Annotated in this window: 11 protein-coding genes and 1 pseudogene; 11 read left to right on the top strand and 1 reads right to left on the bottom strand. The window is 38.4% G+C overall.

Annotation, left to right across the window (positions count from 1 at the left end):
• The first annotated feature begins 364 nt into the window (after positions 1-364).
• From hemE to hemY, 3 genes are read left to right on the top strand one after another with little or no spacing between them, the layout of a single operon-like run.
• Positions 365-1417 carry a uroporphyrinogen decarboxylase gene (hemE, locus tag KS419_RS19855; protein ID WP_217068261.1) on the top strand — a complete coding sequence of 351 codons (1053 nt, stop codon included), beginning with the start codon at positions 365-367 and terminating at the stop codon, positions 1415-1417.
• Positions 1418-1432: 15 nt separating this feature from the next.
• Positions 1433-2377, top strand: a complete 945-nt coding sequence (gene hemH / locus KS419_RS19850; protein WP_217068259.1) for a ferrochelatase — start codon at positions 1433-1435, stop codon at positions 2375-2377.
• The gene (gene hemY / locus KS419_RS19845) at positions 2370-3800 is read left to right on the top strand and encodes a protoporphyrinogen oxidase (protein ID WP_217068257.1); all 1431 of its coding nucleotides are present in this window, start codon (positions 2370-2372) and stop codon (positions 3798-3800) included. The genes hemH and hemY overlap by 8 nt, the downstream gene beginning before the upstream one ends.
• Positions 3801-4153: 353 nt before the next feature.
• Here the strand turns inward: hemY and KS419_RS19840 are convergent, their stop codons facing one another.
• Entirely contained in the window at positions 4154-5101 is a 948-nt protein-coding gene (locus KS419_RS19840) for an agmatinase family protein (RefSeq protein WP_217068254.1), read from the bottom strand.
• Between the two features lie 292 nt (positions 5102-5393).
• On the opposite strand from KS419_RS19840, the gene KS419_RS19835 reads away from it, so the two are divergent.
• From KS419_RS19835 to KS419_RS19800, 8 genes and pseudogenes are all read left to right on the top strand, one after another.
• Entirely contained in the window at positions 5394-6560 is a 1167-nt protein-coding gene (locus tag KS419_RS19835; RefSeq protein ID WP_217068253.1) for a sensor histidine kinase, read from the top strand.
• Positions 6561-6644: 84 nt separating this feature from the next.
• Positions 6645-7181: a Spo0B C-terminal domain-containing protein gene (locus KS419_RS19830; RefSeq protein WP_217068252.1), complete on the top strand. Its 537-nt coding sequence runs from the start codon at positions 6645-6647 to the stop codon at positions 7179-7181.
• Between the two features lie 35 nt (positions 7182-7216).
• Positions 7217-8500 (top strand): GTPase ObgE, encoded by a 1284-nt coding sequence (gene obgE, locus KS419_RS19825; protein ID WP_217068251.1) that lies wholly within the window; start codon positions 7217-7219, stop codon positions 8498-8500.
• Between the two features lie 158 nt (positions 8501-8658).
• Positions 8659-9108, top strand: coding sequence for an ACT domain-containing protein (locus KS419_RS19820; RefSeq protein ID WP_217068250.1), 450 nt, complete (start codon positions 8659-8661; stop codon positions 9106-9108).
• A 48-nt stretch (positions 9109-9156) separates the two neighbouring features.
• Positions 9157-10044 (top strand): prephenate dehydratase, encoded by an 888-nt coding sequence (gene pheA, locus KS419_RS19815; protein WP_217068247.1) that lies wholly within the window; start codon positions 9157-9159, stop codon positions 10042-10044.
• A gap of 285 nt (positions 10045-10329) precedes the next feature.
• Positions 10330-10474 (top strand): annotated as a pseudogene (gene safA, locus KS419_RS25040) (SafA/ExsA family spore coat assembly protein); the annotation flags it as partial.
• A gap of 932 nt (positions 10475-11406) precedes the next feature.
• Positions 11407-12636, top strand: a complete 1230-nt coding sequence (locus KS419_RS19805; RefSeq protein WP_217068245.1) for a YhcN/YlaJ family sporulation lipoprotein — start codon at positions 11407-11409, stop codon at positions 12634-12636.
• A gap of 583 nt (positions 12637-13219) precedes the next feature.
• The gene (locus KS419_RS19800) at positions 13220-13792 is read left to right on the top strand and encodes a BofC C-terminal domain-containing protein (RefSeq protein ID WP_246594291.1); all 573 of its coding nucleotides are present in this window, start codon (positions 13220-13222) and stop codon (positions 13790-13792) included.
• The last annotated feature ends 302 nt before the right edge of the window (positions 13793-14094 follow it).

Raw genomic sequence — 14094 nt, 5'->3', positions numbered from 1 at the left:
TTTCTCCTATCAGGCGAGCGACGAGCGCAGCCATTGCCATACAAATAAAAGGAACTGAAAAAGTGGTTTTAAACTTTTTCAGTTGCTTCTTAATTACTACGGGGCACTTCGGAAGTGACAACAGAAGTCAAAGAGCGGACTTCTAGTTGTCATTCCTCCACTGCCCTACGCACGTGACCAAGGCGCTTGCGCTTTTCTTATTTAACTGAAAAATAACATATAATTTAGCGATTTTATGACAAATGAATCTGTTTAGTGTACAAAATAGCTTTACATTAGTATAGTAAAAACGGTTCTTTATTTAATATTCATTTCTTAGTAAAAAGTATTTTAGGATGACATAACAGTTCAAGGGGTGTATGTAATGAATCAACCATTTAACGATCAATTCTTAAAATCCTGTAGGAAAGAGCCGATTGACCATGTTCCGGTGTGGTATATGCGCCAAGCGGGCCGTTCCCAGCCAGAATACAGAGAATTAAAAAAGAAGTATTCACTGGAGGAAATCACACACCGACCAGAAACATGTGCGTATGTTACAAAACTTCCTGTGGATCAGTATAATAACGATGCAGCTATTTTGTATAAAGACATCATGACCCCACTTCCTGCAATTGGTGTAGATGTGGAAATTAAAAAAGGAATAGGTCCTGTAATACATAATCCAATTAAATCGATGGATGACGTGAAAAGGTTAGGGAAGATTGAACCCGAGAAAGATGTGGACTTTGTTTTAGAAACAATAAAGATTCTTCGAAAGCAATTAACCGTTCCATTAATTAGCTTCAGTGGAGCTCCTTTTACTCTGGCGAGCTATATGCTTGAGGGGGGCCCTTCGAAGAATTACAATAAGACGAAGGGACTTATGTATTCAGATAACGAAGCTTGGTTCTTATTAATGGAAAAGTTAGCCGACATGGTTATCGCATATGTTAAAGCGCAAATTAGTGTTGGTGCACAAGCCATCCAGATATTTGACTCTTGGGTTGGTTCATTAAATCAAGAAGATTATCGAACATACGTGAAACCTGTAATGGAGCGGATTTTCAACGAATTGAATGGGGAAGGGGTACCCCTTATTATGTTCGGTGTTGGAGCGAGACACTTAACTAAAGATTGGCATGACCTGAATTTGGACGTAGTAGGTTTAGACTGGCGCTATCCAATTAAAGAAGCGAGACGGGAAGGTATTACGAAAGCAGTTCAAGGTAATTTGGATCCATGTGTATTGATGGCTCCTTGGAATGTCATTGAACAGAAAACAAAAGATATTATCGATCAAGGGATAGATCAACCTGGCTTTATATTTAATTTAGGCCATGGTGTTTTTCCGGAAATTAAGCCAGAAACACTTAAACGTCTAACAAGCTTTGTTCATGAATATTCTGCTGAAAAAATCTTAATGAAGAGAAAATAAAGAGGTGTGGGAAAATTGAAAAAAACAATTGGATTGCTTGTAATGGCATATGGTACGCCGAGGAGTTTGGAGGAAGTAGAGTCTTATTACACTCACATTCGTCGTGGACGAAAGCCTTCAAAAGAACAACTGGATGATCTTATTGAACGTTATGAAGCGATTGGTGGCATTTCCCCTTTGGCCAAAATAACAGAAGATCAAACTAAAAGGCTGGAGGAGGAATTAAATAGGCGTTCTGATACATATGAATTTCGTTCATATCAAGGGCTAAAACACATAGATCCGTTTATTGAAGATGCGGTACATCAAATGAATCAGGATGGTTTGACGGATGCGGTTAGTATCGTTCTAGCACCACATTACTCCACATTCAGCGTGAAATCTTATAATGGTCGAGCGAAAGAAGAGGCTGAAAGCATTGGTGGACCGAACATTACGAGTGTGGAAAGCTGGTACGATGAACCAAAATTCATAGATTATTGGGTAGAACAAATCCGTTTAACAAGAGAGAAAATGTCCAATGAAGAGAGGGATAATCATGTGGTTATCTTCTCGGCTCACTCCCTTCCAGAAAAAATCCTTCAAAATGGAGATCCTTATCCAGATCAATTGAAGGCAACAGCAGCACTCATCGCAGAAAAAGCAGGGGTGAGACATTACGAGATTGGTTGGCAAAGTGAAGGAAATACTCCTGAACCTTGGCTAGGGCCAGATGTTCAGGATTTAACTAGGGATTTATACGAAAAAGAAGGATACAATGCTTTTGTCTATTGTCCTGTAGGTTTTGTGGCTGATCACTTAGAGGTTTTATACGACAACGACTATGAATGTAAAGTTGTAACAGATGAACTTGGTGTGGGCTATTACCGACCTGAAATGCCTAATGCATCGGATGCTTTCATAGATACATTAGCAACTGTCATTGAAAATCATTTAAAAGGTGTAGTGACAAATGGCTAAAAAACGTGTTGCAATCATCGGAGGGGGAATCACGGGCATCAGTACTGCCTTTTATTTACAGAAAGAAATAGAAAAGGGATTGAATGCTGAGTACGTTTTGTATGAATCCAAAAATCGATTAGGCGGAAAGATAGAAACGGTTAAACGGGATGGTTTTGTTATAGAACTGGGGCCTGATTCATTTTTAGCCAGGAAATTTAGTGCTTCCCAACTGGCTAAAGATGTGGGCCTTGGTGATGATCTTGTTCGCAATAGTGCAGGGAAGTCGTATATATTAAAAAAAGGAAAACTGTATCCAATGCCTGGTGGTGCAATCTATGGTATTCCTACACAATGGGGTCCATTCTTGCAAACAAGATTGATTTCTCCGGCTGGAAAAGTCCGAGCTGCAGGAGACCTGTTGAAGCCAAGGGTGATAAAAAATGGGGATGATGTATCACTTGGCCATTTTTTTCGGGAAAGACTTGGAAATGAGGTAGTGGAAAACTTAATAGACCCTTTACTATCGGGCATTTATGCAGGAAATATTGACAGAATTAGTTTACAGGCAACCTTTCCTCAGTTCCAACAAATAGAGGAGAATTATCGAAGTTTAATTATAGGAATGAAATCCTCCATTGCAAGGCAACAGGGAAATCAGCCTTCGAAGCCTAAAGGGATGCAGGGAGAAAAGAAAACGCCTGGAGGAATGTTCCTGTCAATAAAAAATGGTGGATTAGGTTCTTTAGTTGATGCAGTTGAAGATAAATTATACAAAGATTCTGTGGTCAAAAACGCTAAAATAGCCAAAGTGAATAAACAAGGGGAACAGTATTTCCTCCGCTTTGAGGATGGAAGAACAGATGTGGTGGATCATTTAGTTTTTACAACACCTCATTTTGTCACTTATGAGTTATTGAAAAACTTATCTTCTGTAGAACCATTACAGGAAATTCCAGCAACCTCTGTGGCAACAGTTGTTTTGGCTTTTCCGAAATCTTCCATAAAAAAAGATATAGACGGATCAGGATTTGTTGTTGCTAGCAAAAAGGACTATTCCATTACAGCATGTACTTGGACACACAGGAAGTGGGCCCATTCAACACCTGAAGGTTTTGCACTGCTCCGAGGCTATGTTGGGCGTGCAGGTGATGAAGAAATTGTGGGAAAAAGTGATAAGGAAATTGTTGAGCTTGTGATGAAAGATTTAAGTGGAATTATGGAAATTGAGGGAGAACCAGAGTTTCAGATTATTAAACGGTGGAAAAGGGCGATGCCTCAATATGAAGTAGGTCACTTAGAACGCCTCAAAAAAGTTTATGATGGATTAGAAAAGGAACATCCTAATTTGTATATTACTGGTGGGTCTTTTAAAGGAATTGGATTACCAGACTGCATTGATCAAGCCAAGTCTACAATAAAGGATCTCATAAAAACATTATAATCTATGATTGCCACATCAATTTGTTGTGGCAATTTTTATATTTACTAAACTAAAAAAAATTGTCACGACATAGGGGTTACCCTGGCCGAGACAACTCGATAAGAGAGAGGAATCTAAAAAATGGGGGAGTTATATATCTATACCTTCTTATTTGAAACCTTAAACCTATATTTAACAAACTTTTTTAAGGAGTTTGTTGAGTATTGAGCTGAAAGTTGATTCAGCGTAAGGGTACATGATTGCACCGGGAAAAAGCGACCGAATTTACTTGTGACGAGTAATCGCGGAACAGCCGAAGAATCCCCTAGATTCTCTCATTAAACCAACCACATTAGAGCTTTAACGAAAAGTAATTATTTTTTATGTTGCACTTCTCCAGCCAGCGCATATAGAACAATGGTAGATGCAAAATGGGAACTAAAATCATTTGTATCATTCTGTGGATAAACTTCCACAAAATCCATACCAATGACTCCTAATTTACAAACTTCATGAACAATGGTGAGGAGTTCGTGGGACGTTAGTCCATTTCCGTCCACTGGTCCACCGGGATTAAATGTGTGATCTAGTACATCGCTGCATATACTTAAATAAACAGCGTCCGTTTCTGTTGTGGCAATCTGATAAGCTTTTTTTGCCAGTTCTTTAAGATCACTTGTATAACGGATATCATTTATGGTAAGAGTAGTGGCACCAACTTCATTGGCAAGTTTTCCGTTTTCAGCTTTGTTTCTAGGTCCATGAATTCCCATATGGACAATACTTTCATTTCGCACCCCATCCGTTTCATAAAGTCTTGCAAATGGAGCCCCCCGACCGTAAGGATCACCGACCGATTCTTTGTTATTATCATAATGGGCATCGAGGTGGATGATTCCAACTTTCTTCCCTGTTGAATCAATAAAACCTTCTAGAATCGGATAGGTAATTCCATGGTCCCCTCCTAATGCTACCGTAAATGACCCAGTATCCCATATTTTTTTTGAAAAACTCCTAATTACTTCTTTGGTCTCTTTTGGAGCGGCTGGAATTACGGAAACATCTCCTAAATCTCCTAATTTCAAATGGTCGAATACATCAATGTGATTCAATTCAGGGAGGTATCCACTATACCTTGCAGAGCTAAGACGCATCACTTTTGGACCAAGTTCACATCCTGTATAATCCCCCCATGTCACCGCACCTTCCCATGGTACGCCATAAAAAATTACGTCCATTTCTGGCACCTTTGAAGGGTTCTTTACTAAGTTTTCACTGCCTAAAAAACAAGGAGTATTCCCATAAATCATAGATTTTGTCATGTCTCATCCTCCTTAAATATCCAAATTATAATAATCACTAGCCCATGACTGGAGTCATGAGGGCTATTTCCTATTTCCTAAACTATCACTAAGACTAACAAGAAATCAATTAAACTATTTTTATCGAAAAAAACAGAGAAAAGTCGAACGTTCTATCACATTTTATCAAAAGGTAGTTTATTGTGGTTAGTTGTAGCTTTTAATCACTGACCTTGTCGGAATTTTGTTCCGCTTTTGTTATGCAAATTATCTTATACTAGGGAAAGGATAAATGCTAAGGGGAAAGATGCTGATGAAAACAGATCAGAACAATGAGTTGAACAAGTATCTTTTAAAAGAGAAAATTCACATCATCGATGAGGTAGTTCGATTATTTCATCAGTATTTTTCGTGGGATGAAAATACGGAAGAAACCGTTTCAGTCATAGCATCTGATCTATTATATTGTTATTTAACTGACATCTCAGAAGGACGGCATATGGTGAATGATATTGGAATCAAAATTGGGATATTCATGAGAAGAAAACAATTAGATATTGGAAATATGTTAGCCTATTTAGGGGATATTCGTATTTTCTTGGAAAATTTAGTTCGTCATCAACCGGTAGGGAAGTTAGATCAGGCAGAAGGGATAGCTAAGATAAATTCCTTTTTTATTGATGTTCAAACATCAATTATATTGCCTGCGATGGAATTACTGAATGAAGAATTGGCTAATAAAAGTCTTGAAATAAGGAAAAAGGAAGAGCAACTACTAAGAAATGAAAGGGAAAGAGTACAGGTTTTATCAAAGCTCTCCAATAGTTTTGCTCATGAAATCCGTAATCCTTTAACATCTATAAAAGGGTTTGTACAACTTTTAGAAAGTAGAATAGAAAAACCGTGTGATGAAAAAATGTATTTTCATTATATTAACCAGGAAATTGAAGAACTTGAAGATCAAGTAAATCAAATTCTATTTCTGTCTAACCGAAAAAACCATCAGGACTTCAAACTTAAACCAGTACAGTTAAATGGACTTATTGTTAATGCTTTACAGACATTTCAGCCTGTATTCTATGATCATCAGGTTCAAGTGAATGTTAAATTGCTTAGGCATACGGCAATTAAAGGAGTAGAAGATCAAATTAAATTAGCTTGTTATAAACTTATTCAAAATGCAGTAGATGCCCTATTGACTAAAGAAAACAACAGAAAAATTGAAGTGGAATTAAAGCAACATGGGAATGCTGTTTCCCTTGTTGTTTCCAATAATGGACCTCCTATTCCTACCGTTTTAAAAGAAAGTATCTTTGATCCTTTTGTAAGTACAAAGGAGTTAGGTAAGGGGATCGGATTGGCGATTACAAAACAAATTATTGAAAAGCATCAGGGCACGATTCAATTTATCTCAGATGGATATTGGACAACCTTCACGTTGACATTTCCAGAAAATAAAATTATTAACGATATGTCTTAAAAAAGGGAAAGATATCATCTGTACAGTATGATATGATTAAGTTTGACAAATTTTACCCGTGAAGGATTATTTAGGAGTGTTATTATGCAAAAAGATTGGAGTGTTGTGGATGTTTTAAGGCATTACCGACACGATTGGTTGAATAAAATACAATTAATTAAAGGTAATCTAGATATAGGCAGAATGGAAAGAGTACATAGTCTAATTGATGAGGTTGTTCTGCAATCAAAAAATGAAAGTCATTTGACGAATATGAATGCTGAACGATTAGCGGAGCGATTATTAACGTTTAATTGGGAAGAACATCCTTATGTACTTTCTTATGAAGCGTTATCTGGACAAGAAGATTGGTCTCTAGTTGAAGATCATGTATTAGAGTTAACAAATGAAATATTTTACATGTTTGATCAGTGTGCCAAGGGAGGATATGACAATAGTCTTCTTTTGACTCTTAAGGATATGGAAGGGATTCATTTAGAATTCGATTTTCAAGGGCAAATTTTAATTGATGATAATTGGAACGATAAGATAGAAAAACTTCAGAAAAACTACCCCTCAAATATTGTCAAGGTGGAGTGGGATAATCAAGGATGTTATATAAGTATTTGCTTAATCATATGACAACATGTTTAAACTAATAATGAGGTGAAGATTGTATGTTTGTAGATAAGGTTCAAATATATGTTAAAGGTGGAGACGGGGGAAATGGTATGGTTGCCTTCCGTCGTGAAAAATATGTACCTGCTGGTGGTCCAGCTGGCGGCGACGGCGGTAAAGGTGCAGACGTGGTTTTTGTAGTCGATGAAGGACTGCGAACGTTAATGGATTTTCGATATCAACGTCATTTCAAAGCGGACCGCGGAGAAAATGGGAGGCCAAAGAATCAGCACGGGAAAAGTAGGGAAAGTATGTTGGTCAGAGTTCCCCCGGGTACAACAGTTATTGACGAAGAAACAGGTAAAATCGTTGCCGATTTGACCGAAGAAGGGCAAAGGGCAATTGTGGCAAGAGGGGGAAGGGGAGGAAGGGGCAACTCCCGATTTGCAACTCCAGCAAATCCTGCTCCAGAGATTGCAGAAAACGGGGAACCGGGTAAGGAACGAAATCTTATTCTTGAACTGAAAGTACTTGCTGATGTTGGTTTAGTTGGTTTCCCAAGTGTTGGAAAATCAACTATATTATCTATTGTCTCTGCAGCGAGACCAAAAATTGCTGATTATCATTTTACAACCATTACTCCAAATTTAGGGGTTGTGGAAACAGATGATCAACGTAGTTTTGTGATGGCAGATTTACCCGGATTGATTGAAGGTGCCCATTCTGGAGTTGGACTTGGACACCAATTTTTAAGACATATCGAACGGACAAGGGTAATTGTTCATGTCTTGGACATGAGCGGTTTGGAAGGTCGAGATCCTTACGATGATTATTTAACGATTAATCAGGAATTGAAGGAATACAATTTACGCTTGATGGAACGGCCGCAAATCATTGTTGCTAATAAAATGGATCTCCCCGGTTCCGAAGAAAATTTAAAAGTATTTAAAGAAAAACTAGAGGAAGATATTGATATTTTCCCTATATCTGCAGTTACGAAGAAGGGTTTAAATGGATTGTTACGGGCAATTGTTGATAAAGTAGAGGTAACTCCTGAGTTTCCTCTTTATAAAGAAGACGAAGTGGAACAAAGGGTTGTTTATAAGTACCAGAAAAAAGAAGAGCCGTTTCACATTTCACGGGATGATGATGGATCATGGATTATTGAAGGTCATGAAATTGAAACGATGTTTAAAATGACTAACTTTGATCGGGAAGATTCTGTACGGAGATTTTCAAGGAAAATGAGACATATGGGAATTGATGAGGCATTACGGGAACGTGGTGCTGAAGATGGTGATACGGTAAGAATACTCAATTATGAGTTTGAGTTTATAGAATAGCATAAAAAGGAAGTCTTAAGGATTTAATTGCTCTATCTTTCTGGCTTCCTTTTTCTATGGGCAAAAAGGAATAATTCGTACGTTCTCTAGGTTTAACTGTTGTCAACTATTTCCTTGATCTATATAATGGAGAAATATGAAACGTAGGTGGTGACGTAATGCAAAAACGACCTGACCAGTTCTATTTAGTCCGTGAAGACATGCTTCCTGAGGCAATGTTAAAAACAGTGGAAGCTAAGGAACTTTTAGAAAGTGGGAAGTGCGACAAAATAAATGTGGCAGTGCAGGAAGTGGGTTTAAGCAGAAGCGCCTTTTATAAGTATAAGGACGGTATTTTTCCATTTCACACAATGGTTAAGGAAAAAATTATTACCTTATCTGTCTTTTTAGAAGATCGTTCTGGAACACTTTCAAAATTGTTGTCTTTAATTGCCCAAACTGGTGCAAATGTTCTTACTATAAATCAAACAATTCCTTTACAGGGGAAAGCAACGATTACTTTATCGATTGAAACAGCAGCAATGAATTCAGATGTTACAGTACTCCTAGATAAAATCGAGCAACTTGATCCGGTCCTGAAAGTAGAATTAATTGGTTCTGGAACATAATGGATAGATTGTAAAAGTTTAAACTGATAAAAAGAGAGGTTTGGTTACATGGGTACTGTGGGATTTTTAGGACCAAAAGGGTCTTTTACAGAAGCGGCTGCAAAAGCTTTGCTGCCAAATGAACAAGGTATTTCCTTTAGGACTATACCAGATTGTATTGATGCTGTTAAGGATAATATTGTGGACTGCGCTGTTGTCCCGTTGGAAAACGCCATAGAAGGTTCTGTAAATATTACATTAGATTATTTAATCCATCATCAGCGGATGACAATAGCTGCTGAAATTACAGCACCTATTTACCAACATTTAATGATTAAAGAGGAAAACAAAGACAAGTGGCAGGAAGTTACTGCTGTTTATTCTCATCCACATGCTATCGCCCAATGTCATAAATTCATACGTGAACATCTAAATAGTGCTAATTTATCCTATACGAGTTCAACAGCGGAAGCTGCAAGGTTTGTTAGCGAGGCAGAGGAAAATATTGCAGCAATTGCTAACACAGTCGCAGCTAAAGAATATGGATTGACGATTGTTCAATCTGAAATAAATGATTATAATAACAACTCTACACGCTTTATTGTTTTAAAAAATGGTAATCTGGCGAAGGATTCCTTCCAAAAGGATATGAATGAGCAACAATACAAAACCACCATGATGATAACACTACCGTCAGATTACACAGGAGCACTGCATCAAGTGTTGTCTGCATTTTCCTGGAGAAAAATTAACTTGAGTAAAATTGAATCAAGACCAATGAAAACAGGGATTGGCAATTATTTTTTTATTATAGATGTGGATATGTTGCAAGATAATGTTTTGATTCCTGGAGTATGTGAAGAATTGAAGGCTTTAGGATGCGGTGTTGAAATTCTTGGAAGTTATCCTTGTTATACATGGAATGTAAAAAAGGTGCAAAACAATGGAATTAACTAATTCATATTCTGTCCCTAGAGGAAACTCTGGCGGACAGTTTTTTTTAAAAGGTAAGAATTTATATGTTTTGGCACCTTCGGGCATGCCACGGGATGCGGCGTTCTGCCCGGTTGAGGATTAACAACATAGTGTCAGCTTGTAGAAGAAGAGGCACTTTCCTACGCTCATGATAAGAAAAATTAGTTATTTTATCGATTAATCCAAGCCTAGTTTTTCAAAAAGAAGTGACGGTTCGCCCAAGGTAGCATAGGATGTATTGACATCGAATGGGAGGGATCTGAGAAAGTGAGAATTCATATTGTACAAAAAGGAGATACACTTTGGAAGTTAGCGCAGAAATACGGTGTTGATTTTGAAGCTTTGAAAGCAGCCAATAATCAATTGAGTAATCCAGATTTAATCATGCCCGGAATGAAAATTAAAATACCTACCAACAGCATTCAACCATCAAAGAAGGAAGGGTATAAGGAAGCACCAGTAAAAGAAATGCCAAAAAAGGAGCAAACACCTCCACCTTCAATAAAGGAGGAAAAAGAGGCACCACTACCAATGCCTGCACCACCACAACCTGCTCCTTCTTATCATTTACAGAAAACAGATATGAATTTTAATATTTATAAACAACAGCAGGCAATCACTGCACCACCTAAAATGCCTAAGCCAAAGGAAGCACCGTTAGTTAAGGAGAAACCTGTAGAAAAGCAACCAGAATTTAAAAAAGCTCCTGTTGAACCCAAAAAAGTAAAACCTACTACAAAACCATTACCAATGAAGCAACAAATGCCGGAAGATTGTTATCCTGTAGCACCTTTTATGCCGTGTCCACCACCTTGCCCACCACATGGGTATCATCAAGGGAACCCATATGGTTACGGATCCATGTACCAAGGAGTGCCTGCACAAGGTTATCAGCAGCACTATGGACACCCGGGTATGATGCCTGCTGCACCAGGACCGGCTCCTCATTCAGTGGGTATGGAGAGCAATAAAGTTACAGGTAAGGAGCAATGGCATAGCCATGGTAAAGACGAACAAAAACAACATCAAGACACTCCTAATTTTGGAGATGTAACAGCAAATGAATATCAGAATTTTTCACAAAACCCTTACTACCCTACAGGAGCAGTTCCAGCACCACATGCAGGTTATGGCGTACCACATTTCCAAGGATATGGAACTTACCCATACCCGTATAATAACCAACCATCATCTTATGGAACTTGGAGAGAACAGGAAGAGGATGAAGAAAATTAATAATTACAGTAGTGCCCTAAATCAATGTTTAGGGCACTTTTTTCTAATATGTGTCAGAATCAAAAAGTCTCCTCCTAGACAACCTAAAGGGTGAAAGGAGGAAGATGAATGAAGAAAATTGCAATGAGTTTAACTGCAGCAACATTATTAGTATCAGGTTTAGCAGGTTGTGGTGATGTAAATGATACTGGAATGAACGATGGTCAAGGTGGTTATAACGTAAATCAAGGTCAAGGCAATGGTACAAATCAAGGATACAATCTAGGGGAAGGCCGCAATAATCAAGGTGGCTTCTTTGGAAGAAATACAAACCGTGGATTCGACCAAGGTGGTATGTTCGGTCAAAACCGTGACCGAAATAACCAAGGTGGATTCTTTGGTCAAAATGATCGAAATCAACATCAAGGAAGCTACGGGTTTAATCGTGGTCGAGAATATACCGGAAATAACCAAGAGAATCGAGGTTTAGGAAACACCACAGAAACTCGAGGTATTGGTCAAAGAAATGGTTACAACTTTCAGCAAAATGAAGCAGGGTCTCACGGATTAAATCAAGGAACACGTGGACAAAATCGAATGACAGGTTTTGAAGCTAGAGAAAATCGTCAACATCGTGGGTTCGGTCGAGGTATTACAGGAAATGATCGTCCAGGGATGGTGGACGAGGATGGGATCTTAAATGGACGTCGTGCAAATGTGACTGGTCAAAATAGAACTTTACGTGGACAAAATGGAACTATCGGTCAACAAGGAAATTTAAGAGGTCAAAATAAAACGCACGGAAGTCAGTCCCGTTCTTTAGGAAATCAAAACGGAACATTACGTGGCCAATCTGGCACATATAGAGGTCAAAACGAAGAAGCACAACAAAACAGAACAACTACTGGACAGAATGGTTCAACAATGGGGTTTAACCGTTCGAATCGTGGGTTTAGTAATGGTGCAACAAATGGACAAAGAACTAGCCATAACAGAAACAATCACGGCTTAACAAATAATAACGGATATTATAATGGAGAAGATGGTCGGTTAGCCCGTAGAATTACAAGTAGCCTAGGACAAGGCAATAACCACGTTTTAGTAAATGGTAATGATGTCATTGTAGCGGTTGATGAAGATGGAAATGCAAATGAATCGGAAATTCGTAACTCAGTTGGGAATGTAAGAGATGATCTTAACGTACATGTTGTATCAGATCGAGATCAAGTAAGACAAGTTAGAGGAATGAATGACCGTTTGCGTGCTGGAGAACCATTTGAAGAAATAGGCGCTACTTTTAATGATATGCTTGAAGACCTTGGGAATGCTGCAAGTCGTCCATTTGAAAGAAGTCGCTAATAAGATTGAGAGAACAGGTGAAATACATCACCTGTTCTTTTTTTTTGAAAGGTAACATTTTGTAAGTTTTTGCACCTTTGTCTAGCTCCAGCGCCTACTCGCATGGGAACTGAAAAAGTGGTGCTTTTCCACTTTTACAGTCCCAAAGCCACTTCGGAAGTGACAACTGAAGTCAAAGAGCGGACTTCTGTTGTCATTCCTCCACTGCCCTACGCTCGTGTTCATAGGCGCTTGCGCTTTTAATGTCTAGCTCCAGCGCCTACTCGCTACGGGGCACTTCGGAAGTGACAACTGAAGTCAAAGAGCGGACTTCTGTTGTCATTCCTCCACTGCCCTACGCTCGTGACCATAGGCGCTTGCGCTTTTCATGTCTAGCTCCAGCGCCTACTTGCTACGGGGCACTTCGGAAGTGACAACCGAAGTCAAAGAGCGGACTTCTAGTTGTCATTCCCCCACTGCCCTACGCTCGTGACCATAGGCTCTTGCGCTTTTCATATTTATTTATGGAAAAAAATAGGGATATTTTTTTATGGACATGGAAAGTATAGTATCATAAGTAAAATCATAAGGAGGCATCATATAAATGAGTCTCAAAAGGGCAAACGTTAATAAAAAAAATTATCCCGTAATTTTAAAAATGTCCGGAGTCTTAACGATATTAACTATTTTACTAGTGATTACTTACCACATACCAAGTGTTGCGGACAACAATGAACACAAAGAAGAAAATATGGCTGAAAAATACAACGCACAAACCGTAGAAGTTATTTTGCAAAGACATTATCTCGATGGGGAAATTAGTGAAGAAACTATTGAGGAGACCATCTGGTCGATGGAAGATTTTTGGTCATTCTATGAAGATTGGCAGCTTGTGGATCAAAACGAGCAAAAAATTATTTTTATGAAGGAATTAAATGATATATCTCCATTATTAAAAATGAATGGTTATTTTGGGTTGTCTGAAGATGGAATTCTTAATATTTATAATGGTAAACCAAACGATAATGAGGTAATCCAATCATTTTTTCAAGTGAATACAAGTAGATTAAAGAGTCACTTAAGGGATGAATTGTTAAAGGGAATTCCCGTATCCTCGAAGGATCATTATCTAGAAGTAATAAAAATGGTGGAAGAATATGCAATAAAAGAATTATAGCTGCCTTTAAAGGTAGCTTTTTTTTTAGAGATAAGCGTATAAGTTTTTGCACCTTCGGGCATTGCGCTTGATAGGAGTGGTTTTCTCCAATCAGGCGAGCGACGAGCGCAGCGATTGCCTACAAATAAAAGCAACTGAAAAAGTGGTTTTAAACTTTTTCAGTTGCTTACTTCTTAATCACGGCAGGGCACTTCAGAAGTGACAACCGAAGTCAAAGAGCGGACTTCTGTTTTCATTCCTCCACTGCCCTACGCTCGTGAGCCTAGGCGCTTGCGCTTTTCTTATTGTCTAGCTCCAGCGCC

Origin of the sequence: Evansella tamaricis, assembly GCF_019042215.1 — a bacterium.
In the GTDB taxonomy this organism is placed as follows: Bacteria; Bacillota; Bacilli; order Bacillales; family Salisediminibacteriaceae; genus Evansella; species Evansella tamaricis.
Note: the sequence above shows the minus strand (reverse complement) of the source record. Positions and strands in the feature narration are given on the sequence as shown.

Excerpts from the sequence above, each read along its gene's own strand:
- hemE (WP_217068261.1), top strand. The coding sequence starts at position 365 with ATGAATCAACCATTTAACGATCAATTCTTAAAATCCTGTAGGAAAGAG.
- hemY (WP_217068257.1), top strand. The coding sequence starts at position 2,370 with ATGGCTAAAAAACGTGTTGCAATCATCGGAGGGGGAATCACGGGCATC.
- KS419_RS19840 (WP_217068254.1), bottom strand. The coding sequence starts at position 5,101 with ATGACAAAATCTATGATTTATGGGAATACTCCTTGTTTTTTAGGCAGT.
- KS419_RS19835 (WP_217068253.1), top strand. The coding sequence starts at position 5,394 with ATGAAAACAGATCAGAACAATGAGTTGAACAAGTATCTTTTAAAAGAG.
- KS419_RS19830 (WP_217068252.1), top strand. The coding sequence starts at position 6,645 with ATGCAAAAAGATTGGAGTGTTGTGGATGTTTTAAGGCATTACCGACAC.
- obgE (WP_217068251.1), top strand. The coding sequence starts at position 7,217 with ATGTTTGTAGATAAGGTTCAAATATATGTTAAAGGTGGAGACGGGGGA.
- KS419_RS19820 (WP_217068250.1), top strand. The coding sequence starts at position 8,659 with ATGCAAAAACGACCTGACCAGTTCTATTTAGTCCGTGAAGACATGCTT.
- pheA (WP_217068247.1), top strand. The coding sequence starts at position 9,157 with ATGGGTACTGTGGGATTTTTAGGACCAAAAGGGTCTTTTACAGAAGCG.
- KS419_RS19805 (WP_217068245.1), top strand. The coding sequence starts at position 11,407 with ATGAAGAAAATTGCAATGAGTTTAACTGCAGCAACATTATTAGTATCA.
- KS419_RS19800 (WP_246594291.1), top strand. The coding sequence starts at position 13,220 with ATGAGTCTCAAAAGGGCAAACGTTAATAAAAAAAATTATCCCGTAATT.